23 protein-coding genes are annotated in these 26,671 nt (G+C 72.1%); 14 read left to right on the top strand and 9 right to left on the bottom strand.

All coding sequences use genetic code 11. The annotated features are described in order from the left end of the window. Positions 1-4: 4 nt before the first annotated feature. On the bottom strand, positions 5-1,012 hold the full coding sequence (locus tag AB0A97_RS08490; RefSeq protein WP_361146367.1) for a DUF5937 family protein: 1,008 nt from the start codon (positions 1,010-1,012) through the stop codon (positions 5-7). A gap of 118 nt (positions 1,013-1,130) precedes the next feature. Between AB0A97_RS08490 and AB0A97_RS08485 the strand changes: the two genes are divergently transcribed. The 8 genes from AB0A97_RS08485 (at position 1,131) to AB0A97_RS08450 (ending at position 8,089) form a co-directional block, all read left to right on the top strand. Beyond that, positions 1,131-2,414 carry an MFS transporter gene (locus tag AB0A97_RS08485; protein WP_361146364.1) on the top strand — a complete coding sequence of 428 codons (1,284 nt, stop codon included), beginning with the start codon at positions 1,131-1,133 and terminating at the stop codon, positions 2,412-2,414. Positions 2,415-2,560: 146 nt separating this feature from the next. Further along, on the top strand, positions 2,561-3,247 hold the full coding sequence (locus tag AB0A97_RS08480) for a hypothetical protein (protein ID WP_361146361.1): 687 nt from the start codon (positions 2,561-2,563) through the stop codon (positions 3,245-3,247). Next, positions 3,244-4,053: a hypothetical protein gene (locus AB0A97_RS08475; RefSeq protein WP_361146358.1), complete on the top strand. Its 810-nt coding sequence runs from the start codon at positions 3,244-3,246 to the stop codon at positions 4,051-4,053. The genes AB0A97_RS08480 and AB0A97_RS08475 overlap by 4 nt, the downstream gene beginning before the upstream one ends. Beyond that, positions 4,046-4,597, top strand: a complete 552-nt coding sequence (locus AB0A97_RS08470) for a hypothetical protein (protein ID WP_361146355.1) — start codon at positions 4,046-4,048, stop codon at positions 4,595-4,597. The genes AB0A97_RS08475 and AB0A97_RS08470 overlap by 8 nt, the downstream gene beginning before the upstream one ends. Before the next feature lie 63 nt (positions 4,598-4,660). Beyond that, positions 4,661-5,191, top strand: a complete 531-nt coding sequence (locus AB0A97_RS08465; protein ID WP_361146352.1) for an SUKH-4 family immunity protein — start codon at positions 4,661-4,663, stop codon at positions 5,189-5,191. A gap of 96 nt (positions 5,192-5,287) precedes the next feature. Further along, positions 5,288-5,797 (top strand): MarR family transcriptional regulator, encoded by a 510-nt coding sequence (locus AB0A97_RS08460; protein WP_361146349.1) that lies wholly within the window; start codon positions 5,288-5,290, stop codon positions 5,795-5,797. A gap of 53 nt (positions 5,798-5,850) precedes the next feature. Further along, positions 5,851-6,183, top strand: coding sequence for a DUF3817 domain-containing protein (locus tag AB0A97_RS08455; protein ID WP_361146346.1), 333 nt, complete (start codon positions 5,851-5,853; stop codon positions 6,181-6,183). A gap of 205 nt (positions 6,184-6,388) precedes the next feature. Beyond that, positions 6,389-8,089: a methylmalonyl-CoA mutase family protein gene (locus tag AB0A97_RS08450; protein ID WP_361146343.1), complete on the top strand. Its 1,701-nt coding sequence runs from the start codon at positions 6,389-6,391 to the stop codon at positions 8,087-8,089. A gap of 62 nt (positions 8,090-8,151) precedes the next feature. Here the strand turns inward: AB0A97_RS08450 and secD are convergent, their stop codons facing one another. The 4 genes from secD to AB0A97_RS08430 all read right to left on the bottom strand — a co-directional run bounded on the left by secD (position 8,152) and on the right by AB0A97_RS08430 (position 13,371). Next, positions 8,152-10,494 (bottom strand): protein translocase subunit SecD, encoded by a 2,343-nt coding sequence (secD, locus tag AB0A97_RS08445; protein ID WP_361146341.1) that lies wholly within the window; start codon positions 10,492-10,494, stop codon positions 8,152-8,154. Positions 10,495-10,616: 122 nt separating this feature from the next. Continuing rightward, positions 10,617-11,096, bottom strand: a complete 480-nt coding sequence (locus AB0A97_RS08440) for a hypothetical protein (RefSeq protein WP_361146338.1) — start codon at positions 11,094-11,096, stop codon at positions 10,617-10,619. Positions 11,097-11,194: 98 nt separating this feature from the next. Continuing rightward, a complete protein-coding gene (locus AB0A97_RS08435) occupies positions 11,195-12,592 on the bottom strand; it encodes a HAMP domain-containing sensor histidine kinase (protein ID WP_361146335.1) in 1,398 nt (465 codons plus the stop codon). Beyond that, complete coding sequence (locus AB0A97_RS08430) at positions 12,589-13,371, bottom strand: response regulator transcription factor (protein ID WP_361146332.1); 783 nt, start codon at positions 13,369-13,371, stop codon at positions 12,589-12,591. The genes AB0A97_RS08435 and AB0A97_RS08430 overlap by 4 nt, the downstream gene beginning before the upstream one ends. A 63-nt stretch (positions 13,372-13,434) precedes the next feature. On the opposite strand from AB0A97_RS08430, the gene AB0A97_RS08425 reads away from it, so the two are divergent. Continuing rightward, positions 13,435-14,601: a UDP-N-acetylglucosamine--N-acetylmuramyl-(pentapeptide) pyrophosphoryl-undecaprenol N-acetylglucosamine transferase gene (locus AB0A97_RS08425; RefSeq protein WP_361146329.1), complete on the top strand. Its 1,167-nt coding sequence runs from the start codon at positions 13,435-13,437 to the stop codon at positions 14,599-14,601. 50 nt (positions 14,602-14,651) lie between these two features. Continuing rightward, the gene (locus tag AB0A97_RS08420) at positions 14,652-15,647 is read left to right on the top strand and encodes a GDP-mannose 4,6-dehydratase (protein WP_361147345.1); all 996 of its coding nucleotides are present in this window, start codon (positions 14,652-14,654) and stop codon (positions 15,645-15,647) included. Between the two features lie 81 nt (positions 15,648-15,728). On the opposite strand, the gene AB0A97_RS08415 is transcribed toward AB0A97_RS08420, so the two are convergent. Further along, the gene (locus AB0A97_RS08415; RefSeq protein ID WP_361146326.1) at positions 15,729-16,415 is read right to left on the bottom strand and encodes a TetR/AcrR family transcriptional regulator; all 687 of its coding nucleotides are present in this window, start codon (positions 16,413-16,415) and stop codon (positions 15,729-15,731) included. A 357-nt stretch (positions 16,416-16,772) separates the two neighbouring features. Between AB0A97_RS08415 and AB0A97_RS08410 the strand changes: the two genes are divergently transcribed. From AB0A97_RS08410 to AB0A97_RS08395, 4 genes are all read left to right on the top strand, one after another. Continuing rightward, positions 16,773-17,738 (top strand): tetratricopeptide repeat protein, encoded by a 966-nt coding sequence (locus tag AB0A97_RS08410; RefSeq protein ID WP_361146323.1) that lies wholly within the window; start codon positions 16,773-16,775, stop codon positions 17,736-17,738. Positions 17,739-18,376: 638 nt separating this feature from the next. Beyond that, a complete protein-coding gene (locus AB0A97_RS08405) occupies positions 18,377-19,015 on the top strand; it encodes a DUF6230 family protein (protein WP_361146320.1) in 639 nt (212 codons plus the stop codon). A gap of 143 nt (positions 19,016-19,158) precedes the next feature. Continuing rightward, a complete protein-coding gene (locus AB0A97_RS08400; RefSeq protein ID WP_361146317.1) occupies positions 19,159-19,665 on the top strand; it encodes a DUF6114 domain-containing protein in 507 nt (168 codons plus the stop codon). Beyond that, positions 19,655-21,046: a hypothetical protein gene (locus AB0A97_RS08395; RefSeq protein ID WP_361146314.1), complete on the top strand. Its 1,392-nt coding sequence runs from the start codon at positions 19,655-19,657 to the stop codon at positions 21,044-21,046. The genes AB0A97_RS08400 and AB0A97_RS08395 overlap by 11 nt, the downstream gene beginning before the upstream one ends. Before the next feature lie 554 nt (positions 21,047-21,600). On the opposite strand, the gene pyk is transcribed toward AB0A97_RS08395, so the two are convergent. From pyk to pta, 3 genes are all read right to left on the bottom strand, one after another. Next, complete coding sequence (pyk, locus tag AB0A97_RS08390; RefSeq protein ID WP_361146311.1) at positions 21,601-23,028, bottom strand: pyruvate kinase; 1,428 nt, start codon at positions 23,026-23,028, stop codon at positions 21,601-21,603. Positions 23,029-23,144: 116 nt separating this feature from the next. After that, entirely contained in the window at positions 23,145-24,356 is a 1,212-nt protein-coding gene (locus AB0A97_RS08385; protein ID WP_361146308.1) for an acetate kinase, read from the bottom strand. A 43-nt stretch (positions 24,357-24,399) separates the two neighbouring features. Beyond that, on the bottom strand, positions 24,400-26,499 hold the full coding sequence (gene pta / locus AB0A97_RS08380) for a phosphate acetyltransferase (protein ID WP_361146305.1): 2,100 nt from the start codon (positions 26,497-26,499) through the stop codon (positions 24,400-24,402). Positions 26,500-26,671 lie beyond the last annotated feature (172 nt).

Here is a 26,671-nt window from a genome sequence, read left to right as displayed (position 1 = left end):
ACGCTCAGCGCGGTGGTGTGCCGCCCGCACTCCCCGCGCTGAGCGCGATGCCCAGCGGCGTCCGCTCGTACAGCACCTGGTGCCCGTGCCGGCGCGAGGTCAGCAGTCCGGCGTCGCGCAGCACCGAGAGCTGCGCCGACACCGACGACGGCGCCAGCCCCAGCCGCTGCGCCAGCGCCGTGGTCGAGGCCGGCTCGTCCAGCGCGACGAGCACCGCCGCCCGGTTCACGCCGAGGAGCCGGGCCAGCGCCGGGCCGGTCTCCGGCTCCTGCCACAGCCCGCCGATGCCGCGCGCCGGGTAGAGGACGGTGGGCTGCCAGTGCGGCTCGTAGGCGCTCACCACGTCGGGCCACACGAAGACGCTCGGCATCAGCAGGACGCCCCGCCCGTCCAGGTCCTGGATCTGGAGGAACCGCGCGCGGGTACGGACCGTGAGGGTGCCGCCGGACCAGGTGATCCGCGGGCTGAGGTCCGCGAACAGCTTCTCCAGCCCGTCGCTCGCAAGCTGCCGGGACCGGTAGGCGACCTCGGCCTCCAGCAGGGCCCGCAGTCGCGGCCAGTCCGGGGCCAGCAGCGCGTGCCAGGCCCGTTCGGTGGCGTCGGCCAGCTCCTGCACGGCGGCGGCCGGGTCCGTCAGCATCGCCCAGCCGCGCGGGGACTCGGCGGCCCCCGGCGTACAGGCCAGCGACTTGGCCAGCTCCGCGTGGGCGACGGCCGGGTCCGTGGCCCGCACCCGCGCCAGCTCCTCCTCGAAGGGCGCGAGCGACGACTCCGGCGGCGGCCCCAGGAAGTCGGGGGTGTAGCCGGGCCGCGGGGACGGCATCAGGAGCCACAGCGCGGACAGGTCCAGGCCGGCCAGCGCCGTGCGCATCCGCCGCAGCCAGGGCAGGTGGTAGCCGTGCCGGTCGGTGCGCAACAGGGTCCGTACGGCTTCGTGGGTCTCGCAGAGCGGCGAAATGGCGAAGCGGATGCGCAGCAGGTCGTCCGCGCCGAAGCGCATGTCCAGCGGCATGGCCGAGGCCCCCCTCTCCTCATACCCCCACTCTTCCCACCGGGCGGCCGCATCCGTCACGGATTCGCCCCCTGCCGAATGATTGGGGAGCGCAGGCCAGGCCCGGCACGCTGCCCCCATGCCCGCCACCCCCTCCGGGCCCGCCGCCACGGGCCCCGCCGAACCGCGCCCGGAGCCGCCGCCACTCACCCGATCCGGCTACCGCGCCGTCTTCTCCCACCCTGAATTCCGCTCCGTCTTCGCCGCACACCTCCTCTCCTCACTCGGCGTCGTCGTCTGCGAGATCGCGCTCTCCGTACTCGTCTACCGGCTCACCGGCTCGCCCCTGCTGAGCGCGCTGACGTTCGCGCTCGGCCTGCTGCCGTACGTCGTCGGCGGCACCCTGCTCTCCGCCGTCGCCGACCGCTACCCGGCCCGCCGCGTCCTCGTCGTCTGCGACCTGCTGTGCGCGGGCTGCGCCGCCGCGATGCTGGTCCCGGGCACACCGGTCGCCGTACTGCTGGCCCTGCGCTGTGCGACCGCCGCCATCGCCCCCGTATTCGCCGGTACGCGGGCCGGGACGCTGGGCGACGTGCTGGGGGAGGGCGACCTGTTCGTCCTGGGACGGTCGCTGATCCGCATCGTCAACCAAGGCGCGCAACTGGCCGGCTTCGCCGCCGGAGGACTGCTCCTGGCCGCCGTGACCCCCGGCGCGGTACTGGCCGTCACCGTCGGCACCTTCCTCGGTTCGGCCCTCCTCCTACGCCTGGGCACCCGCCCCCGCCCCGCACGCACCGCCTCCACCGGAGCGCTGCTGGGCGCCTCACTCACCGGCACCCGGCAGCTTCTGTCCGACCGCCGCATCCGAGCCCTCCTCCTGCTGACCTGGCTGCCCCCGGCCTTCGTCGTCGTCCCCGAGGCACTGCTCGTCCCGTACGCGGACCTCCTCGGCGCGGGCCCGGCGGCGGCCGGTCTGCTGATGTGCGCCATGCCGGTCGGCGCGATCACCGCCGAAACCCTGGCCGGCACCTTCCTCGGCCCCCGGACCCGCACCCGCCTGACCTTCCCGATGAGCATCGTCTGCGTCCTCCCCTCCCTGGGCTTCGCCACGCAGCCCTCACTCGGCTGGGCAGCGACACTCCTCGTCCTGACCGGCACCGGCATCGCCTACAACTTCGGCGTGGACCGCTGGTTCATGACCGCCGTCCCCGACGCCCTCCTGGGCCAGGCGATGACCGTGATGCAGGCGGGCCGCATGACGATCATGGGCCTGGGGATGGCCGCAGCGGGCCTCGCAGCCGAGTACGCACCCCTGCGGGTGGTGATGCCGGCCGGAGGGGTGGTGGGGGTGGTGGCAGTGGGGTTGGTGGTGCGCGAGGTGCGGCGCAACGCGGTCCGGGCGACGAGAGAGGTTCCCGCCTGAAGGGGCTTTCCCGGAAGCCGCTGAGCGACGGCTCCTGACTGCGCAGCCGGTCATCTCGCTACCATCGGCGCCTATTTCGGGGTAGTAGTGTTCGGCCTTCGCACGAGTGACTCATACCGTCTCGTCGAGGTGGAGGGGGAAACAGGATGGGAGTCGTGCTGCCCGACGAGGCGGCCTGGGTACTGGACCTCATCGGTGTCGAGTGGCCCAACGTCGACGAGGACGATTACCGCGACATGGCCGATGGTCTGCGCTCTTTCGCCGCCCAGATGCGGGACGGCAAGAACGCGACAGAGGGTGTCGTCCGCGAATTCCTGGAGGGCAGCGAGGGTCTGGCGACCGCGGCCTTCGAGAAGCACTGGGGCAAGGTCAGCGGCACCCATCTGGAACGCATCGCCCAGGCGGCCGATCTCGGTGCGACAGCTCTGGACGGCGCGGCCGTCGCGGTGGCCGGCGCCAAGGTGGCAGCCATCGTCCAGCTGGGCATCCTGGCCGCGGAGATCATCGCTGCCCAGGCCGCCGCGCCGTTCACGTTCGGGCTCTCCGAGCTCGGTGCGCTCGGCGCTACCCAGGCCACCCGCGTCATCGTCCGACGGCTGCTGAAGGAGGCGGAACATCTTCTGGTCGAGGAACTCATGACCGTCGCCACCGGCCCGGTTTTTTCCGCACTGGGCGGTATGGCCACCGATCTCGTCATCCAGGTCGGCGCCAACGCCGTCGGCCTTCAGGACGGGTACAGCCCCGGCAAGACACTGCGGGCGGGCGGTGAGGGCTTTTCCGACGGCCTGGACGCCGTCGGTGGGTCATTCACCGGGCGGGGAGGCAGCGCGTGAGCGACACCGTCCGCAACGACAAGGACCTGCACGACCGGCTGGCCGACCGGATCACCTCCCAAGCTGACGAGCACGCGTCCGGCGCCCGTCCCCACCTGCGCCGCAGCCGTGCCGGGCTGGGCCGGACGCGGGGCCGCGGCAGCATGGCGGCGGCCGTCGAAAGCGGAGCGGAGAAGATCCTCCGGGCCATCGAGGAGGCCGAGGAGCAGCTGCACAAGCACCTGCACGACGTCTCCAAGGGCGTGCGGATCATGGGCGAGAACCACGCGCGCAACGACAAGAACATCGAGACGATGCTGAACAGCATCGTCAACACCTCCCGCAAACAGGACAAGGTCCGCGACGGCGGTGGGATCGGCAAGGATCGCTTCGACCCGACGAAGGAGCCGCACACCGTCACCCTGGAGTGGAAACCAGGCATGCCCAAGCAGGCATTCGAGCGGAAGGCGAAGGCCCTGCAACGGCTCGGTGAGGAGGGGCAGCTCTTCAAGTTCAAGGGCAAGACCAAGGACTATCGCGACAGCAGTCTCACCGCGAAGTACAAGGGCGCATTGGAAGCGCTGATCCGCAGGAACCACAAGGACGACCCCGAGTTCGCCAAGGAGGCTGCGGAAGCTGCCCGTAAGATGGAGCCCGATCACATCAACGAGCTCCAGACCGGTGGCCCGGATGCCTGGCGCAATCTGCGGATGCTCGACCATTTCACGAACCGGGACATCGGCTGGCATCAGATACGCCCGCAGATCAGGGATCTCCCGGACGGCAATCCGATCAGAATCAACATCAAGTGGTGGCCAGATGACTGACGCGAGTCGCGGATCGTCCCGTTTGATCGCGACGGTGGATGCCCTGCGGACAGCATTGGCGGAGAGCCCGGACGTGCTCTCCTTCACGCTCGGCGGGACGATCGACGAGGAGACGGCGGCCGCCGCGGAGGCCGACGGGACGCCGCGAGAGTTCCTCGACTTCTGCCGTGTGCTGGACGGTGCGAGCTGCGGGCCGACCGTGCAGCTCTTCGGTCTGGAGGGGGCCGAAGAGAACCAGTTCCACTGCGAGCCGGTGGTCGACTCCCCGTTGCCGTTGTCCCCGGAAAAGCTGTTCTGCGTAGGGATGATCAACCAGGCGCCCGTATTTCTCGACCGCGCGACCAACAGCGTCCTCGGCGCTCTGGAAGAAGGGGCCGACTGGGTCGACGCCGAGCGCTTCGAGCAGCTCGCGCCCGGGCTGGAGGCGTTCTTTCTGGATCGGCTGGCCACTGCGGAGTACGCGCAGCTTGCGTCGGTCGACGATGAATTGGTGGAGTACGACGACTGGCTGAAGCTGTTGCGGCGGGCCGGTCTCACCGGCTGAGTCGCCGGTGCGGTCGGAAGAGCGCTGCACACGGACGCACGACGAAGGGAATACGGAGAAAGCATGGCCACCCATGACGAGATGACGGAGCTGTTCGGCGCGGACCGGGTGGTCACGCTGGACCGTGCCGTCGCCGAGGAGCGCGGACTGCCGGAGGCTGATGCCGAGGTGCTGTGCGACGTCGGTGTGCCGGTCTTCGTCGACGTACTGTTCACTCTCGACACCGCGAACGAAGGACCCGACCCCTTCACCGTGGTCCCGGTGGCCGCGGGCGGCGAGCAGACCCGCATCCTCGTGCTGGGCGGTCCGACCGACGATCCCTCGATGCGGTACTGCCTGGACATGGAGCGCGGCTACGTGATCCTCATGTCGTTCGGCGAGGAGCCGCAGGCAGAGATCGTGAACCGGACCCTCGCCGACTTCGTCGAGTTCCTGTACCGCTTCGCGCTGCGTGCCAGGCATCTGGAGCATGCCGCGCCGCAGGATCGCAGCCCGTACACGAAGCAACTGGTGGAGTATTTGCGGACCCGTGACCGGTACGCGTTCGCGCAGCCGGACAGCTGGTGGTCGATGGTCTTCGAGCAGGTCGGCTGAGTCCGCGCGATCGCTGGTGCCAAGAGCTGATCCACCCGGGTACCGATCCCTGAGACAGGGCTGACCACGATATGGCCGACCGGTAGGGTCGATGGCGTGCCGAAGCCGCTCAGTCTTGCTTTCGATCCGATCGCCCGTGCCGACGAACTGTGGCAGCGACGATGGGGAGCCGTGCCGTCCATGGCCGCGATCACTTCGGTCATGCGGGCCCATCAGATCCTGCTGTCCGAGGTGGACGCGGTGCTCAAGCCGTACGGGCTGACGTTCGCCCGGTACGAGGCGCTGGTGCTGCTCACCTTCTCCAAGGCGGGTGAGCTGCCCATGTCGAAGATCGGGGAGCGGCTGATGGTCCACCCGACGTCGGTGACCAACACCGTCGACCGGCTGGTGAAGTCCGGTCTGGTGGACAAGCGGCCGAATCCGAACGACGGGCGCGGCACGCTGGCGTCCATCACCGAGCAGGGACGGGTGACCTGCGACAAGGCGACGCGTGACCTGATGGCGATGGAGTTCGGGCTGGGGGCCTACAACGCCGAGGAGTGCGGGGAGATCTTCGCGATGCTGCGGCCGCTGCGGGTCGCGGCCGGTGATTTCCAGGACGAGTGAACCGTGGTAGGGGCGGCGAAGATCGCCCCGGAACGGGCGGTTACGCTCGGAGCATGAAACGCAGCGTGCTGACCCGATACCGGGTGATGGCCTACGTCACCGCCGTCATGCTCCTCGTCCTGTGCGCCTGCATGGTGGCCAAGTACGGCTTCGACACGGGCAAGGACCTGACGCTCGTGGTCTCCCAGATCCACGGCGTGCTCTACATCATCTACCTCGTCTTCGCCTTCGACCTGGGGTCCAAGGCGAAGTGGAAGTTCGGCAAGCTGCTGTGGGTGCTGATCTCCGGCACCATCCCGACCGCTGCCTTCTTCGTCGAGCGCAAGGTCGTCCGCGAGGTCGAGCCACTGGTCGCGGAGGGGTCGCCGCAGCCGGCCAAGGTGTGAGGTGACCGGGCGGCCGTAGGGGCGTCGTACGGCCGTAGGGACGTTCTGCGGTTGTGTGGGTGCCGTGCCGTCGTGCCGTCGTGGTGTCGTCCAGGGCCGCCGGGTTCGCCCGGCGGCCTTCGCGTGGGCGCAGACGGGGGGCGTGCGGCGTTTTCCGGCCGTCAGCCATCGACAATTAGTAGGACGTCCTAGTAAATTTGAACGTATGGACGCTGACGCGATCGAAGAGGGCCGCCGCCGCTGGCAGGCCCGGTACGACTCGGCCCGCAAGCGGGACGCGGACTTCACCACGCTCTCCGGCGATCCCGTGGAGCCGGCGTACGGCCCACGCCCGGGCGACACGGTCGACGGCTTCGAGCGCATCGGCTGGCCGGGGGAGTACCCCTTCACCCGCGGCCTGTACCCGACCGGCTACCGCGGCCGTACGTGGACCATCCGCCAGTTTGCGGGCTTCGGCAACGCCGAGCAGACCAACGAGCGGTACAAGATGATCCTGAAGGCGGGGGGCGGCGGTCTCTCCGTGGCCTTCGACATGCCGACGCTGATGGGGCGGGACTCCGACGATCCGCGTTCGCTCGGCGAGGTCGGCCACTGCGGTGTCGCCATCGACTCGGCCGCCGACATGGAGGTCCTGTTCCAGGGCATCCCGCTCGGCGACGTCACGACCTCGATGACGATCTCCGGCCCGGCCGTCCCGGTCTTCTGCATGTACCTGGTCGCCGCCGAGCGCCAGGGCGTCGACCCGGCCGTCCTGAACGGCACGCTCCAGACGGACATCTTCAAGGAGTACATCGCCCAGAAGGAGTGGCTCTTCCCGCCCGAGCCGCACCTGCGCCTGATCGGCGACCTGATGGAGCACTGCGCGCGCGGCATCCCCGCGTACAAGCCGCTCTCGGTCTCCGGCTACCACATCCGCGAGGCGGGCGCGACGGCCGCGCAGGAGCTCGCGTACACCCTCGCCGACGGCTTCGGGTACGTCGAGCTGGGGCTCTCCCGCGGCCTGGACGTGAACACCTTCGCGCCGGGGCTGTCCTTCTTCTTCGACGCCCACCTGGACTTCTTCGAGGAGATCGCGAAGTTCCGGGCCGCCCGCCGGATCTGGGCCCGCTGGATGCGCGACGTGTACGGCGCGACCAGCGAGAAGGCCCAGTGGCTGCGTTTCCACACGCAGACCGCCGGCGTCTCGCTGACCGCCCAGCAGCCGTACAACAACGTCGTCCGTACGGCCGTGGAGGCGCTCGCCGCGGTCCTCGGCGGAACGAACTCCCTGCACACCAACGCGCTGGACGAGACCCTCGCCCTGCCCAGCGAGCAGGCCGCGGAGATCGCGCTGCGCACCCAGCAGGTGCTCATGGAGGAGACCGGCGTCGCCAACGTCGCGGACCCGCTGGGCGGCTCGTGGTTCATCGAGTCGCTGACCGACCGGATCGAGGCCGATGCGGAGAAGATCTTCGAGCAGATCAAGGAGCGTGGCAGGCGCGCGGTGCCGGACGGGCACCACCCGATCGGCCCGATGACCTCCGGCATCCTGCGCGGCATCGAGGACGGCTGGTTCACCGGTGAGATCGCCGAGTCCGCCTTCCGCTACCAGCAGGCGCTGGAGAAGGGCGAGAAGAAGGTCGTCGGCGTCAACTGCCACCACGGCTCGGTCACCGGCGACCTGGAGATCCTCCGGGTCAGCCACGAGGTCGAGCGCGAGCAGGTGCGGGTCCTGGCGGACCGCAAGGCGGCCCGGGACGACGCGCGGGTGCGCTCGTCGCTGGCGGCGATGCTGGACGCGGCGCGCGACGGCGGCAACATGATCGAGCCGATGCTGGCGGCGGTACGGGCCGAGGCGACGCTCGGTGAGATCTGTGACGTGCTGCGCGAGGAGTGGGGCGTGTACACGGAGCCGGCGGGGTTCTGACGGCGGTACGTACCGGGGGCGGGACTGTGCGCGGTCCCGCCCCCGGTGTCGAACAGGACCCCTCAGACCACCGCGCCGTTTCCGGCCTCGGCCTTGTCGCGCGGGCGCGCGGCGGGTGCCTCCGGGCCCGGGTGGCGGCTCTCCAGGACGACGGCGGCCGGGGTCGCCGTGAAGATCGTCGAGGCGATGCCGAACAGGACGCCCGCGAGCAGCGCCACGGAGAAGTCGGCCAGTGAGTCGCCGCCCAGCACCGCGAGGGCGGCCAGGACGAACAGGGCGCCCATGCCGGTGTTCACCGTGCGGGGCACGGTCTGGACGATCGCCCGGTCGGCGAGGAGCGCGAGCCCCTCCGGACCGCGCGCGGCCCGGTCGCCCTTGGCGCCGCGCCGCAGTTCCCGTACGCGGTCGAAGAGGACCACCGTGTCGTTGACGGAGTAGCCGACGACGGTCAGCAGCGCCGCGAGGAAGACGCTGTCCACCGGTTTGCCCAGCCAGGCGAAGAGGCCCACCACCAGCACCACGTCCTGGATCATGGCGAGGACCGCGGCCGTCGCGAACGTCCAGCGGAACCGGACGCTCAGGTAGATCAGCTGGGCGGCGACCGCGATGCCCAGCGCGATCAGCGCCTTGCCGCGCAGCTCACTGCCCATGCTGGGCCCGATCTTCTCGTCCCGCTCGACCTCGACCGTGCCGCCGGGCTTCTGGAGGGACGTACGGATGCGGTCCTGCTCGGCGTCGGTCAACTGCTCGGTCCGTACGGCGATGCCGCCGTCGCCCGACTCCTGGACGACCGCGCGCGGGAAGCCCGCCGCCGAGACCGCCTCGCGCGCCGTCTCGGCGTCCACCGTGCGGCTGGTGCTGTACTCGACGAGCCGGCCGCCGGTGAACTCCACGCCGAACTCCAGACCGCGTACGCCGATCCCGGTGACGGCGAGCAGCAGCAGGCCCGCGCCGACGCCCAGCCAGGTGCGGCGCCGCCGCATCAGCCGCGGCCGGCGGCGTGCCAGCCACCGCCGTACCCGCCCCTCGGACGCCATGCCGGTGATCGCGGGCCGCCGCCGTACGCAGCCCCGGCGCACCGCCCAGCCCGCCAGCACCCGGGTGATGACCAGCGCCGAGACCATCGAGGCCAGCACACCGATGGACAGGGTGACACCGAAGCCCTTGACCGGTCCGGTGGCGAAGAAGAACAGCAGGCCCGCGGCGAGCAGCGTGGTGACGTTCGAGTCCAGGATCGCGCTCCACGCCTTGCCGAAGCCCTCGCGCAGCGGGCGCCGCAGATCGCCGCCGGAGCGGGCCGCGCGGCGTGCGTACTCCTCCCTGGCCCGCTCGAAGACGAGGACGTTGGCGTCCACCGCCATACCGATCGCGAGGACGAAACCGGCGAGACCGGGGAGGGTCAGGGTGGCGCCCAGGGCGACGAGCACGGCGTACGAGATCAGTCCGTACGCGGCGAGCGCGATCGTGGCCAGCGCGCCCAGCAGCCGGTAGACGACGATGACGAACACGCCGGTGCACAGCAGGCCGATGACGGCGGCGGTGGCACTGGCCTTGATCGCGTCGGCACCCAGCGTCGGGCCGACGGTGCGCTGCTCGACGACCTCGACGGGCACCGGCAGGGCGCCGCCCTTGACGAGGGCCGCCAGGTCGCGGGCCTCGGTGTCGCTGAATCCGCCGGTGATCTGGGCGTTGCCGCCGGCGATGCCGGTCGTGCACGGCACGCTCTGCTGCATGCCGGGGGCGGAGATCACCCGGTCGTCCAGCACGATCGCGACCCGCCGGGCCGGATCGCCGGGCGCCGCGCACGCCGCCTGGCCGGTGACCCGCGCCCAGGCGTCCGCGGCGGCGCCGCGGAAGGACAGGTCGACGGTCCAGCCGCGCCCGCCCTGCGCGTCGAAGACGGCCTCCGCGTCCTTGACGCCCTCGCCGGTCAGTGCGGGCGCGCCGAGCCGCAGGGCCTGGCCGGGCGTGTCGGGGTCGGCCAGGGTGCGGGTGCGGTCGCCCTTGGCCTTCAGCTCCGGCGTGCCCTTGGGGTCCTGGAGGGTGCCGAGCACGGGGTGGAAGGTGAGCTGCGCGGTACGGCCGATGACCTCGACGGCCTGCTTCGGGTCCCGCACCCCGGGCAGTTCGGCGACGATGCGTTTCTCGCCGGAGCGGGACAGCGACGGCTCGGAGACGCCGAGCGCGTCGATCCGCTGCCGCAGCACCTCCAGGGCCCGGTCGGTGGCGGCGGAGTCGGCACGGGTGGTGGGCGAGTCCTTCGTCTCCAGGACGATCTGGGTGCCGCCACGGAGGTCGAGGCCGAGGCGGGCGGGGGTGGTCAGGGCGAAGAACAGGGACACGGCGACGACGGCGAGCGCGATCAGCGCACGCCAGGGCCGCCGCGACGGAGCGCGGGACGGCATGGGTCTCCCCCTTCAGGGATACGGAGGCGGGGCGCCGGCCGGCCGCGCGCACGGGGCCGCGGCGACGCGTCGGGGCGTCGCCGGCCATGCCGGTGCTGCGGGGCCGCCGTACGCCTGGGGCGTCAGCTACTCCGTACGAAGGGGGGTCCGCGCGGGCTGCGCGGGGAGTACCGGGCCCGGGGCGGCGCGCGTTCCTGGCGCGGGCCGACGGTCTCGCCGTACTCGAAGGGGGAGTGGCGGGGCGCCGGGGACGCGGCGGGCAGCGCGCCCGGGAGGCCGGGGAAGCGCGGATGCGGGAGGACGGCCTGGACGTGGGCGGTGGCGGTCTGGCGGGCCACCGGCCGGTCCGGGGTGGTCCGGGCGTCGGCCCGGGGCGGGCCGGGCGCGGTGTGTGCCGTGAGCACCTGGGCTGCGGTGGCGGAGGACGGCTGGGAAGCGATGCCGGCGGGACCGGAAACGGTGGCTGCCGTGACGGCGCTCAGGGGGCCGGAGGCGGCACCCGCCGTCCCGGACGTCCCGGCCAGGACCAGCAGGACGGCCCACAGCCCGGCCAGCGCGCGGGGCAGGAAGCCCGGCAGCGCACGGCGTGCTCGTCCGCTCACCGCCCGCCCCTCCCGGTCCGCCCGATCGGCCGTACCCGGCCGTGATTCCGGCCCAGGGTAGTACGCCGTCCCTGTTCAGGAATCCGTACGGTCCTGTCCTACCCCGCCGGGAAGCGGAGGCGGAAGAGCGCTCCGCCGCCCGGTGCCTGCGCGGCCGTCAGTCCGGCCTGGTGGGCGCGGGCGATCTGGCGGGCCATGGCCAGGCCGAGGCCGGAGCCGGGCAGCGCGCGGGCGGTCTCGGCGCGGTAGAAGCGGTCGAAGACGTGCGGCAGGTCCTCGGCCGTGATGCCGGGGCCGTGGTCGCGGACGGTCAGCTCCAGGCCGTCGGCGGTGGCGGCCAGTTCCGTCTCGACCGGGCCGCCGGGCGGCGAGAACTTCGCCGCGTTGTCCAGCAGGTTGGAGAGCAGCCGGGACAGCCGCGCCGGTACACCCGGGACGGTCACGCCGTGCGCCGCCCGGTCGGCCCGTACGGTGAACGTGATCTCCGGCCAGTGACCGCGCGCCGCCTCCACCGCGTGCTCCAGCAGCGCCGCCGGCCGCACCTGTTCCACCAGCGGCTGCGGCTCCTCGTCCCGGGCCAGTTCGATCAGGTCGTTGACGAGGGTGGTGACCTCGCGCAGTTGGCGACCCAGGGCGCCGGACGCGCGGTCGCGCTGGGCGTCGGTCAGCCGGTCGGCACGGGCGAGCAGTTCGGCGTTGGTGCGCAGCGCGGTCAGCGGAGTGCGCAACTCGTGGGAGGCGTCCGCGACCAGCCGGCGCTGCGCGGCGACCGACTGTTCCAGTTCGCCGAGCATGGTGTTGAAGCTGGCGGCGAGGCGGGTGACCTCGTCCTCGCGGCCGGGCGGACCGGCGGGCAGTTCGATGCGGTGCCGGGCGTCGCGGGTGGCGGCGATGCGTTCCGCGGTGGCGGTGAGCCGGGCGACCGGGGCCAGGCCGGTGCGCGACACCCAGTAGCCGAGCCCGGCGGCCAGCAGGACACCGGCGCCGCCGACTCCCGCCAGCGCCACCGCGGCCTTCTGGACGCCGCGCTGCACGGTGTCCGTGCGCAGCGCCACCTGGAGCGCCTCGTCCTTGCCGCGCAGCCGCACGGTGTACCTCCGCACCGGGTATCCGGCCACGGTCAGCTCGTCGTAGTACGGCGCGTGCCGTCCGGCGGCGACCGCGCGGGTGGCGTCGCCGACCGGCAGCGCGTAGGGGGCGCGCGGGTCCCTGGACTCGTCGGCGGGGACCGACTGGACGCAGGGCACGGCCTGGAAACGGCAGCTCGTGTCGCCCGCGGTCGGGCCCCACGAGCGGAACTTCTCGCTGTACTGGGCCGCCGTCTGGGCCAGGTTCAGTTCGAGCTGCCGGGTCATCTGGTAGCGGATGATGAAGAACGCCGCCGTGCAGATGCCGACCGCCACCAGCGCCACGGCGGCGGACGCGGCGATCGCCAGCCGGGTCCGCAGCGGCCGGCGCCGCCGCCAGCGCGCGCCCAGGCCGCGCCGCCCGCTCACGCCCGTCCCGCTCTGCCGCCCCGGCCCGGCTGGTCCGGCTCGTCCATCCGGTAGCCCACGCCGTGCACGGTGTGCACCAGCCGGGACTCGCCGCCCGCCTCCAGCTTGCGGCGCAGGTAACCGACGTACACGGCGAGGGAGTTGGAGTCCGGCCCGAAGTCGCGGCCCCAGACCCGCTCCAGGATCACCTCGCGCGGCATCACCTGCCCGGGGTGCAGCAGGAGCAGTTCCAGCAGGGCCCACTCCGTACGGCTGAACTCCAGCGGCCGGCCGCCCCGGTGGCCGGTGCGGGTCACCGGATCGACGACCAGGTCGGCGAAGGCCAGCGAGGTGTCGTCGGCGGCGCCGGCCGACGCGCGGCGCAACAGCGCCCGCACCCGCGCGACCAGCTCGTCCAGCGCGAACGGTTTGACGAGATAGTCGTCGGCGCCCGCGTCCAGCCCGTCCACCCGCTCGCTGACCGAGTCCAGCGCGGTCAGCACGAGGATCGGCGTACGGTCGTCCAGCGCGCGCAGCCGCCGGCAGACCGCCAGGCCGTCCAGGACCGGCATCATCACGTCCAGCACGATCGCGTCCGGCTGCCAGGAGGCCACCTCGGAGAGCGCGGCCAGCCCGTCGGCGGCGCCGCGCACCGCGTACCCCTCCACGGTGAGGCCGTCCTCGACGGCGGCCCGCACCTCCGGTTCGTCGTCGACGACGAGGATCTTCGGCGGGGACGCGGCGGCGGGCTGCTGGGCGGCGCTCCGGGGCGCGGGGTGCGGTGCAGGCGAGGACGGCATGCACACAGGCTGCCAAACCTCCGTCTTAGAACCTTCTTAGGGCGCTTGACGAGCGTGGCGGCCATGCGCACACCACTCTCAGTCGTCATCGGTGCGGGCGGTACCGGCGGTCACATCTACCCCGGGCTCGCCCTCGCGGACGCCCTGCGCCGGGCCGTGCCCGACGCGGTGGTCTCCTTCGTCGGTACGGAGCGCGGGCTGGAGACGCGGCTCATCCCGCAGGCCGGATACCGCCTGCACACCGTGGACATGATTCCCTTCGACCCGTCGCTCGGCGCCAAGCGCTATCTGCTGCCCGCCGCGCTGCTGAAATCGGGCGCCCAGTGCCGCTCGATCCTGCGCGCCCAGGAAGCCCAGGTCGCGGTCGGCATGGGCGGCTACCCGAGCGCGCCGGTCATCGTCGGGGCGCGGCTGGCCGGGCTGCCCAGCCTGGTCCACGAGTCCAACGCGGTGCCCGGCCGGGCCAACAAGTTCGCCGCCCGGCTCACCCCGCACATCGCGCTCGCCTTCGACCGCAGCCGCGCGCACCTGGCGGGCGGCGAGCGCGCCGAGACGGTCGGGATGCCGCTGGTCGGGCCGCTGGCGAACCTGGACCGTACCGCGCTGCGGGAGCGGGCGCGCCGCGAGCTGGGCGTGCCGGACGGCACCCGGCTGCTGCTCGTCAACGGCGGCAGCCTGGGCGCGGCCCGGCTCACCGAGGCCGCGGTCGGCCTCGCGGCCCGGTACCGGACCCGTACGGACCTGCGGCTGCTGGTCAAGACCGGGCCCGCCGCCCTGGAGGAGACCCGGGAGCGGCTGGTGGCGACGGGCGGCGCGGCGGTCGCCGAGGCCGTCCCGTACCTGGACCGGATGGACCTGGCCTACGCCGCCGCCGACCTCGTGGTGTGCCGGGCCGGTTCGGCGACCGTCGCCGAGCTGGCGACGATCGGGATGCCGGCGGTCCTGGTCCCGTACCCGCACGCGCCCGGCGACCACCAGACGCACAACGCACGGGTGCTGTCCGACGCGGGCGCCGCCGTCCTGCTGCCGGACGCCGAGACCACCGCGGAACGCCTGGACGCGCTCGTCACCCCGCTGCTCGACGATCCCGCCCGGCTGGCGGCCATGGGCCAGGCCGCCGACCCGGGCACCCACGCGCGCGCCGCCGACCTGCTGGCCGCCAAGGTCCTGAAGCTGGCCGGCCACCCCGCAGCCCACCCCACCACCACGTACCTGAGGGAGACCGCATGAGCACCACCGACCGCCCCACCACCGGCGACGCCACCACCGGCCACGCCACCATGGAAGCCCGCTGGAAGGGCCGCACCGTCCTGGTCACCGGCGCCGAGGGCTTCATCGGCTCGACGCTGGTGGACCAGCTCGTCGGGTACGGCGCGAAGGTGCGCGCCTTCGTGCACTACAAGCCGTACGCCGAGAAGGGGCACCTCGCCCGCTACCTGGGCCCGGACAGCCCGGTCGAGATGATCGCGGGCGATGTGCGGGACGCCGGCCGGGTGGCGGACGCCGTCGCCGGCTGCGACACGGTCTTCCACCTCGCCGCCCTCATCGGCATTCCGTACAGCTACGACTCGCCCGGCGCCTACGTGCAGACCAACGTCGTGGGCACCGAGAACATCGCCGAGGCGTGCCGCCGGCACTCCGTACGCCGCCTGGTGCACACCTCCACCAGCGAGGTGTACGGCACCGCGCTGACCGCGCCGATCAGTGAGGACCACCCGCTGCAGCCGCAGTCCCCGTACTCCGCCTCGAAGATCGGCGCGGACATGATGGCGCTCTCCCACTGGCACGCCTTCGAGCTGCCGGTCACGGTCGTCCGCCCGTTCAACACCTACGGCCCGCGCCAGTCCGCGCGCGCCGTCATCCCCACCATCCTGGCGCAGTTGCACTCCGGCTCCCGGGAGATCCGGCTGGGCTCGCTCACCCCGACCCGCGACTTCACCTACGTCACCGACACCGCGGCCGGCTTCCTGGCGATGGCCGACTGCGACCGGGCGCTGGGCGAGGTCGTCAACCTCGGTACGGGACAGGAGATCTCCATCGGCGACCTGGCGCGGTCCCTGATCGCCGCGTCCGGACGGGATGCCGAGGTGGTGGTGGAGGGCACCCGGCTGCGGCCCGCCGGGAGCGAGGTCCAGCGACTGCTTTCGGACAATTCGCGGGCGCGCGAGTGGGCCGGGTGGACGCCGGAGGTGTCCCTGGAGGACGGCCTGAAGCGGACGTCGGAGTGGGTCGCGGAGCATGTGCACCTGTTCGCGGCGGACCGGTACCAGGTCTGAGGGACGGATCGTCCGGTACCAGGTCTGAGGGACGGACCGGCCCAGGACCGAGCCGCCGCAGGAGCGGGCCCGCCGGGAGACTCACGCCCCGGCCGGGCCCGCTTCCGCGAGTCCGGCCAGGCCGGTCAGCAGCAGCGCGCTGAACTGCTGCGCCCACAGTTCGTCCACCGGTTCCGCGCTGACCAGCGCCCGGTGCACGACGGCGCCCGCGATCACGTCGAAGATCAGCCCCACCGCCCGTCCGGCGGCCGCCGCGCCCTCCTCGCCGGCCGGGTCCGGCGGCAGTTCCCCGCGCGCCTGGGCCCGCTCCCGCCCGAGGACCACCAGCCGCTTCTGCCGCTCGACCACGGCGGAGCGGATACGGACCCGCAGCGCCTCGTCGGTGGTGGACTCGGCGACCACGGCCATCAGCGCGGTCTTGGTCTCCGGACGGGCCAGCAGCGAGGCGAACTGCAGGACGACGCCCTCGATGTCGGCCTGGAGACAGCCCCGGTCGGGGAGTTCGAGTTCGTCGAAGAGGACCGCCACGGCGTCCAGGACCAGCTCGTTCTTGTTGGCCCAGCGGCGGTAGAGGGTGGTCTTGGCGACTCCGGCGCGGGCGGCCACGTCGCTCATCGTGAGCTTGCCCCAGCCCAGCTCGACCAGCGCGGCGCGGGTGGCGTCGAGGATCGCGCGGTCCGCCTCGGCGCTGCGCGGCCGGCCCGTACGGCTCCGGGAGCCCGCACGGCCCGCGGCGGAGCTGGTGCCGGTGAGGGGGCAGCGGTGCATGGGGGCGACCATACCGGCCAGTAGCCACGGGTGGGCCCGCCCTCGTGAGGCAGATCACCCGTACGGTTCGCGGGAGGGGTTGCCGGGCCGGGGCGCCGGACAGTTACGCTACGGGTCGTAGCGAAAGGGTGTGGCCGGCACGGCCCGCGCCGGACGCGACAACCACAGGCCGCGGGTGGGGACCCGGGGCCACCGCAGTACCGCACCGGCCCCGGGCCGGTGCGCGCGGCACCTCCGTCCTGCGCCGGCACACCGGCGGGCCGCACGGACGGACCCGGCGCCGCGTGCTTTTTCGCGCACCGTGAATTTTCGGCACCGCTTTTCGCAACGGTCCGCGGAAGGGGGGAGGATAGGCCCATGCAGCCACGCAACATGTCCATGAGTGGAGTCGTCGACCTCGCCGCGGTGAAGGCGGCCGGGGAAGCGAAGCAGAAGGCGGAGCAGGCGCGCGCCGAGGCGGCCCGCACGGGCCGGCCCGCCGGCGGGGGTGCCCGCCTGGTGTTCGATGTCGACGAGGCGGGATTCCAGCAGGACATCCTCCAGCGCTCCACCGAGGTGCCGGTCGTCATCGACTTCTGGGCCGAGTGGTGCGAGCCGTGCAAGCAGCTCGGCCCGCTGCTGGAACGGCTGGCGGGGGAGTACGCCGGCAAGTTCGTCCTGGCCAAGATCGATGTCGACGCCAACCAGGCGCTGTTCCAGCAGTTCGGCGTGCAGGGCATCCCGGCGGTCTTCGCGGTCGTCGCGGGCCAGCCGATCCCGCTGTTCCAGGGCGCGGCCCCGGAGGCGCAGATCCGCCAGGTGCTGGACCAGCTCGTCCAGGCCGCCGAGCAGCAGTTCGGCATCGTCGGCGCGCCCGTCGACCCGGCGGACGCCGCGCCGCAGGAGGACGTCCCCGAGCCGGTCGGCCCGTACGACGCGCTGCTGGAGGCCGCGAACCAGGCGCTGGACGCCGGTGACCTCGACGGCGCCGTCCAGGCGTACAAGAACGTGCTCTCCGACGACCCGGCGAACCCGGAGGCCAAGCTCGGCCTGGCGCAGGCCGAACTGCTGCGCCGGGTGCGGGACCTGGACCCGCAGGAGGTGCGCAAGACGGCGGCGGACCACCCCGCCGACGTGCAGGCGCAGATCAAGGCGGCCGACCTGGACCTGGTCGGCGGTCATGTGGAGGACGCCTTCGGGCGGCTGGTGGACACCGTCCGGCGCACGGCGGGCGACGACCGCGAGAGCGCGCGGGTACGGCTGCTGGAGCTCTTCGAGGTCATCGGCACCGACGACCCGCGGGTGATTTCGGCCCGAACGGCCCTGGCGCGGGTGCTGTTCTGATCTCCCTCTGATCCCCCTCTGTTTCCCTGGCGTCCGGTCACCCGCGCCTCCTGAGGCGCGCGGACCCCATCACTCGGCAGCGGCCACGTTTTGCCAAATCTTGGTAATCGTGGCCGCTGTTACTTGGAGTAAGAGGGGTGAGGGGGTTCGTCAGCGTTCCTCCCTGATTTCCCGTTGTTTCCTCACCGTCAGCGACAACCCTGGGTGCCCGGCCGATTTCGCGCCGTCGCGCCGTGCTCATCTCTCCGTTACTCGCAAGTAATGAACCCCTTGTGCGACGGCCGCCGATGCACCACGATCGGCCGGGCTCGGTCCATTCCCGTCGCCCGGCAACCGGTCGGCGCCGCGGGGTCCATGGGTCCCCACCGAGTGGCCGGCGGCACCGCCACCGGTCCCGGACAGGGGGGTTCCTGCCCACCCGGCAGGGCCTGTCCGACAAGCGCCGCGCGCGAGCGTGGCCAGTGGTTGTCGCTCGGGGGTGATCGCCGGTGCATCGGAACGCCGTACGCCTGTACGCCATTTCGGTACGGGCGCTCTCCTTCCCGAGGACGTAGCACTTCTCCCATCCCAGGTACGGCCGCCGTCTCCCCGAGATCCGGACCGTAACCGGAGATGTACGTCCGAGAAGGAGGAAAGTCATGGAGTCCCTGGCTCGTGGCGGGACCAGATGGAAGCGGTTCGCCGTTGTCATGGTGCCGAGCGTCGCGGCGACGGCTGCCATCGGAGTCGCCATCGCGCAGGGTGCGCTGGCAGCGTCGTTCAGCGTCTCCGGTCAGCAGTTCAAGGTCACCGCGGCGGAACTCGACGGTGACGGGTTCGTCCAGTACGGCGCCCTCGACAAGGGCAAGGACGGCCAGCACCCGGTCGCCGTGGTGGGGCTGAACTCCGCGAAGATCACCAAACTGTGCCAGTCGGTCGTCGTGCCGGTGCCGGTCTTCGGCGATGTGACGATGCGGCTGGAGGCGGGCGCCGGCAAGGACAAGGTCCTGGCGAAGAAGCTCTACATCGACGCCGACGACCTGCGGACCAACGCGACGTTCACCAACGTGGACATCGGCGTCTCGGTGGACGACACCGGCGCCAACGGCAAGACGCCCGGCCCGGCCCGGCCCGGCGAGGGCGGCAGAGGTGCCTACCTCCCCGGCTCCTTCGCCCAGCAGGCCGACCATGTCCTGTTCAAGGACGTCAAGCAGCGCGCCTGGGCCACCACGGCCGGCACGTTCCAGCTCAGTGGCCTGAACATGAGCGTCAAGCGCGGCAAGAACGAGTGCTACTGACGCACTGAGCCCACGGGGGCGGGGGCGTGCGCGGCGGAGCGGTCCGCCGTCCGCGCGCCCCTGCACCCGTACGCCGGTGGCCACCGCGCCACGCACTCCAGCTCACGTACCACCGATTAGCCAGTCCCGAGGAGCTGTACGACATGAGCGCCGACACGCGACCACGGCTGAACGAGAACACCGGCCGCAAGCGCACTTCGTTCCGGGACTGGCGAGGTCAGCGCCCGTTCTGGGGCGGGGTGCTGACGCTGCTGGCCGGATTCCCGATCATGTACATCCCCTACGCGAACCTCACGATCGGCTCCCTGACCGTCCGGATGGCGACGACCGCGGGCGCCGGCTCGCTGATCATCGGCGTACTCCTGGTCGTGCTCGGTCTGACCATGTGGTTCCAGCCCGCCTCCCGCGTCTTCGCGGGCGTCGCGGCGATCCTGCTGTCCCTGGTCTCCCTGGTGGTCTCCAACTTCGGCGCCTTCGTGGTCGGCTTCGCGCTGGGCCTGGTCGGCGGCGCGCTGGCGGTCTCCTGGGCGCCGGGCAAGCCCGTCGCACCCGAGGGGGGCGAACCGGCCCGGCCCGTGGGCGGCGTACCGGACGACCTGTCAGGAGCGAGCCCGGTCACCGGGACGAACGGGAGGCACAGTGCCGGGTGACGAGCACGAGACGCGGGCGGCCGCCCCGGCCGCGAGAACCGGGCCGCGCCACGCGGCCCCGCGCAAACCGCTGCTGACCCGGCTGCACGTACCGGCCGGCAAGGCGATCGCCCTCGCCGCGATGCCCACCGCGGTCCTGATGGGCATGGGCCTGACACCGCAACTGGCGATGGCCAAGCCGCAGCCGCCGGAGAGCCCCTTCAGGAACGGCCCGTGCGTCAGCGCCCCCGACAAGACGGAGCAGGACGCCGAGGCCAAGGCGGCGAAGGACAAGGCAGCCAAGGAGAAGGCAGCCAAGGAGAAGGCGGAGAAGGAGAAGGCCGAGAAGGAGAAAGCGGCCGAGGACAAGGCGGCCGAGGACGGGTCCGGCAAGGACCGGGGCTCCGGCTCCGGGAACTCCGGTACGGACACCGCCCCCGCCCCCGGCGCCTCCTCCCCGTCCCCGGACAAGAAGGGCACGCCCCCGGGGCCCGCCCCGGCTCCGTCCCCGTCCGCGGGCAGGTCCACCCCTCCGTCCCCCTCCGCCTCCCCGTCTCCCTCGGAGCAGAACCCCTGGTACGACCCGCTGGGCGTGGGCAAGAAGCTGCACGACGTCTTCCACCCCGGCGACGGCAAGTCCGGCACCCCGAGCACGTCCCCGTCACCGTCCCCGTCCTCCTCGGCACCCGCGGACAAGGGCTCCGGCTCCGGCGGCACGTCCGGCAAGCCCGGCGGCAAGGCCACCGACCGGCTCAAGGACTCCACCGACAAGCTGGGCAAGGCTGCCGACGACGCGAAGGACAAGGCGGGCAAGGCGCTCGACGACGCGAAGGACAGGGCGGACGACGCTTCACCCTCGGCCTCACCGTCCCCGTCCCCCAGCGGCACCGCCGACCCGAACGCCCCCGACGCGGACGGCAAGAAACCCTTCCCCTGCGTCGAGGAGAAGAAGGCCGCCGGCAAGGCCGAGCGGCCCCCGGCCACCGTCCCGAACCAGCCCTGGTACCTGGAGTCCAGCGGCCTGACCCTGCGCGGTCTGGACTACGAGGGCGTCGTCAACCTCACGATGCCCAACGGCCGTACCAAGCAGGCGCTGAAGTTCACCGCCGACAGCATCGACATCGGCGACCTCCACCAGACCGTGGACGGCCCGGCCGGAAAGAAGTACCACGTCCAGGCGGCCGCGGGCTCCACCTCCACGATCCGCGGTGGCAAGGTCACCATGTACACCGAACGCCTCCAGGGCAACCTCTTCGGCCTGATCCCGATCGTCTTCGACCCGGAGCACCCGCCGCCCCTCAACGTCCCCTTCGCGTACTTCACCAAGGTGAAGATCACCCAGGCGGGCCAGTTCGGCGGCACCCTGACGATTCCGGGGCTGCACCATTCGATCACGGGGTGACGGCCGCCGCCCCGCCCTCGCGTGCCGTTGAGCCGTACGGCTCATGGCCCGCCTTCCGCAAGGCGGGCCATGAGCCTTTTGTGGCGAAGCAGTGGCCGACGCCGAGCACGTCGGCTGAGCCTGGAGACCAGCGGAGACGCCTTCGCCGCGGCGGGAGGGCAGTTCTGATGACCTGTCACTTCACCGGTCCGGCGACCCTCGATCTGGACGGCCGCGTCCGGCGCTGGTTCCCGGACGGCGCAGGGAGACGTCCACGACTGGCCGCCGCTGCCCGGATGTTCGCGACGCGCACCATCGAGGCGGCCCCGGAACTGGACGGGCCGCGGTGGCGGGAACTGCCGCGCGATCAGATCGTCGACCTGCGGTTGATCAAGTTGCTCGCCGCTCCTGCCAGGATGATGCGCCCCTTGCTCGACGGCCTGCCGCGCGTAGGGGAGCTGGACGGCTGGCTGGAGGTGTGTCCGCTGCTGCCCCAGGGGCGAGGCGTCCGCGTACGGCGATGGGCCGCATCCCCAACCGGATGCGGCCCATCGCCGTACTCAGGTCACCCGCGGTCAGCCGCGGTCGCCGCCCAGGTGGTGGACGCGGACCATGTTGGTGGTGCCGGGGACGCCGGGGGGCGAGCCGGCGGTGATGATCATGGTGTCGCCGTCGTTGTAGCGCTGGAGCTTCAGCAGTTCGGCGTCGACCAGGTCGACCATCTCGTCGGTGTGCTCCACGTGCGGCACGACGAAGGTCTCCACGCCCCAGCTCAGCGCGAGCTGGTTGCGGGTGGCGGCGTCCGTGGTGAAGGCCAGGATCGGCTGCGCCGAGCGGTAGCGGGACAGGCGGCGGGCGGTGTCACCGGACTTGGTGAAGGCCACCAGCGCCTTGCCGTTGAGGAAGTCGGCCATCTCGGCGGCCGCGCGGGCCACCGCACCGCCCTGCGTACGGGGCTTCTTGCCCGGGACCAGCGGCTGCAGGCCCTTGGCCAGCAGCTCCTCCTCGGCCGCCTCGACGATCTTCGACATCGTCTTGACGGTCTCGATCGGGTACTGGCCGACCGAGGACTCGGCGGAGAGCATGACCGCGTCGGCGCCGTCCAGGATCGCGTTGGCGACGTCGGACGCCTCGGCGCGGGTCGGCCGCGAGTTGGTGATCATCGACTCCATCATCTGGGTCGCCACGATCACCGGCTTGGCGTTCCGCCGGCACATCTCCACCAGGCGCTTCTGCACCATCGGGACCTTTTCGAGGGGGTACTCGACGGCCAGGTCGCCACGGGCCACCATGACGCCGTCGAAGGCCGCGACGACCTCCTCCATGTTGTTGACCGCCTGCGGCTTCTCCACCTTGGCGATCACCGGGACGCGCCGGCCGACCTCGTCCATGACGCGGTGCACGTCGTTGACGTCCTTGGCGTCCCGCACGAAGGACAGGGCGACCAGGTCGCAGCCCATGTTCAGGGCGAACTTCAGGTCCTCGATGTCCTTCTCGGACAGCGCCGGGACGTTGACCGCCGCGCCGGGCAGGTTGATGCCCTTGTGGTCGGAGATGACGCCGCCCTCGATGACGATGCAGCGCACCCGGGGGCCGTCGATCTCGACGACCTGGAGCGCGACGTTGCCGTCGTTGATCAGGACCGGGTCGCCCTTGGAGACGTCGGCGGGCAGGCCCTTGTAGGTCGTGCCGCAGATGGTCTTGTCGCCGGGCACGTCCTCGGTGGTGATGACGAACTCGTCACCGCGCACCAGCTCCACGGGGCCGTCGGCGAAGGTCTCCAGGCGGATCTTGGGGCCCTGGAGGTCGGCCAGCACGCCGATGGCGCGGCCGGTCTCCTCGGCGGCCTTGCGGACGCGGTGGTAGCGCTCCTCGTGCTCCGCGTGGGTGCCGTGGCTCATGTTGAATCGGGCCACGTTCATGCCGGCCTCGATCAGCGTCTTCAGCTGGTCGTAGGAGTCGACGGCGGGGCCCAGGGTGCAGACGATTTTGGAACGGCGCATGGCTCAATCCTATCGTTTGTTTCGGAGCGGAATTATTTGGGCTCGGGTGCCCGGATGCGTGCTGTCGGCCGGCCGCGGCGCGGGTACCGGCTGCGGCCGGCCGGGTGTGCCGGAGGTCAGTTGCTGACCAGGGCGTATGTCTGGCCGGCGATCTCCAGCTCCTCGTCGGTGGGGACGACGGCGACCGCGACCCGGGCGTACTCCGGCGATATCAGCCGCGCCGCGTCGGACCGTACGGCGTTCAGGTCGGCGTCCACCGCCAGTCCCAGCTCCTCCAGGCCCTTGACCGCGGCCTCGCGCACCGGGGCGGCGTTCTCGCCGACGCCCGCGGTGAACGCCACCGCGTCCACCCGGCCCAGCACCGCGCTGTAGGCGCCGATGTACTTCTTCAGCCGGTGGATGTAGATGTCGAAGGCGAGCGCGGCCCGCTGGTCGCCCTCGTCGATCCGGCGGCGGATCTCCCGCATGTCGTTGTCGCCGCAGAGCCCGACCAGGCCGCTCTTCTTGTTGAGCAGCTCGTCGACCTCGTCCGCGTCCATCCCCGCCACCCGCTTGAGGTGGAAGACCACGGCCGGGTCGATGTCACCGGACCGGGTCCCCATGACCAGGCCCTCCAGCGGCGTCAGCCCCATGGAGGTGTCCACGCAGCGGCCGCCGGCCACCGCCGAGGCGGAGGCGCCGTTGCCCAGGTGCAGCACGATGACGTTGACGTCCTCGGGCGCCTTGCCGAGCAGCTCGGCGGTCTTGCGCGAGACGTACGCGTGCGAGGTGCCGTGGAAGCCGTACCGGCGGATGCGGTGCGCGTCGGCCGTCTCCACGTCGATGGCGTAGCGCGCCGCGTGCTCCGGCATCGTGGTGTGGAAGGCGGTGTCGAAGACCGCGACCTGCGGCAGGTCGGGGCGGAGCGCCTGCGCGGTCCTGATGCCGGTGATGTTCGCCGGGTTGTGCAGCGGCGCGACCGGCACCAGCCGCTCGATCTCCTTGAGCACCGCGTCGTCGATCACGGTCGGCTCGGTGAACTTCAGGCCGCCGTGCACCACCCGGTGCCCGATCGCCGCCAGCTCGGGCGAGTCCAGGCCGAGCCCGTCCGCGGACAGCTCGTCGGCGACCGCCTTCAGCGCCTCCTCGTGGTCGGCTATCCGGGCCTCGCGCTCGCGCTTGTCCCCGCCGGCGGCCAGCGGGGTGTGGGACAGGCGCGAGGTCTCCTCACCGATGCGTTCGACCAGGCCCACGGCGAGCCGGGAGCCGTCCTTCATGTCGAGGAGCTGGTACTTCACCGAGGAGGAGCCGGAGTTGAGGACGAGGACGCGGGTGGCGTTGGCAGTCATGAAGCAGCTTTCGGTCGGTTGTGGGGGGCGGGCGGCGGGGGTGTCAGACGTCGGCGGCGGGCGAGCCGCCCGGTGCCGCACCCTGCGCCTGGATGGCGGTGATGGCCACGGTGTTGACGATGTCCTGGACGAGCGCGCCGCGCGACAGGTCGTTGACCGGCTTGCGCAGGCCCTGGAGCACCGGGCCGACGGCGACCGCGTTGGCCGAGCGCTGCACGGCCTTGTAGGTGTTGTTGCCGGTGTTCAGGTCGGGGAAGACCAGCACGGTGGCCCGCCCGGCGACCTCGGAGTCCGGCAGCTTCGTCTTGGCCACCGCGGCGTCCACGGCCGCGTCGTACTGGATCGGGCCCTCGACCAGCAGGTCGGGGCGGCGCTCGCGGACCAGCTCGGTGGCCTTGCGCACCTTGTCGACGTCCGCGCCGGAGCCGGAGGTGCCGGTGGAGTACGACAGCATCGCGATCCGCGGCTCGACGCCGAACTGGGCGGCGGTGGCCGCCGACTGGATGGCGATGTCCGCGAGCTGCTCGGCGTCCGGGTCCGGGTTGACCGCGCAGTCGCCGTAGACCAGGACGCGGTCGGCCAGGCACATGAAGAAGACGGACGAGACGATCTGCGCGCCCGGCCTGGTCTTGATGATCTCGAAGGCGGGGCGGATGGTGGCCGCGGTGGAGTGCACCGCGCCGGAGACCATGCCGTCGGCCAGGCCCTCCTGCACCATCAGCGTGCCGAAGTAGGACACGTCCGCGACCACGTCGTACGCCAGCTCGTACGTGACGCCCTTGTGGGCGCGGAGCTTGCCGTACAGCTCGGCGAAGCGCTCGCGCAGCGGGGAGACCTGGGGGTCGATGATCTGCGCGCCGTCCAGGTCGATGGCGAGGTCGGCGGCGCGCTTGCGGATCGCCGCCTCCTCGCCGAGCAGCGTCAAATCGCACACGTCGCGGCGCAGCAGGACGTCGGCGGCGCGCAGCACCCGCTCCTCGTTGCCCTCCGGCAGGACGACCCGGCGGCGGCCCGTGCGGGAGCGCTCGATCAGCTCGTGTTCGAACATCATCGGCGTGACGCGGCCGGAGCGGGCGACGGAGATGCGGTTCGTCAGCTCGGCGGTGTCCACATGCCGCTCGAAGAGGCCGAGCGCGGTCTCCGCCTTGCGCGGCGCCGCGGCGTTCAGCTTGCCCTCGACGGCGAACAGCTCCGCCGCGGTCGGGAAGGAGCCGCCGGAGACCGAGACCACCGGCGTGCCGGGCGCGAGCCGGTTGGCCAGCGCCATGATGTCGGGCCCCGGACGCTCGTCCAGGGTCAGCAGTACACCCGCTATGGACGGGGCGCCGGCGCTGTGCGCGGCGAGCGCGCCGATGACCAGGTCGGCGCGGTCGCCGGGGGTCACGACCAGGCAGCCGGGGGTCAGCGCCTTCAGGAAGGTCGGCAGCATGGCGCCGCCGAAGACGAAGTCGCGGGCGTCGCGGGCCAGCCCCGAGTCGTCGCCGAGCAGCACCTCGGCGCCGAGCGCGTGCACGATCTGGCCGACGGTGGGCGCGGAGAGGGCGCCGTCCTCGGGGAGCGCGTAGCAGGGGACGGGCAGGTGGGCGGAGAGCTGCCCGGCGACGGCCGAGTGCTGCCCGGGGGCCACCCGGTTCACGATCAGGGCGACGACGTCGCAGCCCAGCGAGTGGTAGGCGCGGTAGGCGTTGTGGGCCTCGGCGCGCACCGACTCGGCCTCCTGGCCCTGGCCGCCGACGACCGGCAGCACGGCGGCGCCGAACTCGTTGGCCAGCCGCGCGTTCAGGTTCAGCTCGGCCGGCAGGCTGGTGGCCGCGTAGTCGGAGCCGAGCACCAGGACGTACTCGTGGTCCTTGGCCACCCGGTGGAAGCGCTCGACGAGCTGGGAGACCAGTTCGTCGGTGCCCTGCTCGGCCTGGAGGCGGGCGGCCTCCTCGTACCCGAGGCCGAAGACGGTCTCGGCGGGCTGGGAGAGCCGGTAGCGGGCCCGCAGCAGTTCGAACAGGCGGTCGGGCCCGTCGTGCACCAGCGGGCGGAAGACGCCCACCCGGTCCACGTGGCGGGTCAGGAGTTCCATGACTCCCAGCTCGACGACCTGGCGGCCGTCGCCGCGGTCGATACCGGTCACGTACACGCTGCGCGTCACGCGTGCTCTCCGATCCATCCGTCGCTTCGCAAGGTCAAATTTCCCGTTATGGTGAGCTTGCCCCTCTTGACAATACCTGCGGCTGTGGTTAAGCCGCCCCTCCAGTTTTACGCATGTGTCAGCGGGCGGCCGCAGTGGTGCCCGACGCTGTGAGCGCAACGCCGGCCGGCCC

This window comes from Streptomyces sp. NPDC045470 (genome assembly GCF_040646595.1).
GTDB lineage: Bacteria > Actinomycetota > Actinomycetes > Streptomycetales > Streptomycetaceae > Streptomyces.
Note: the sequence above shows the minus strand (reverse complement) of the source record. Positions and strands in the feature narration are given on the sequence as shown.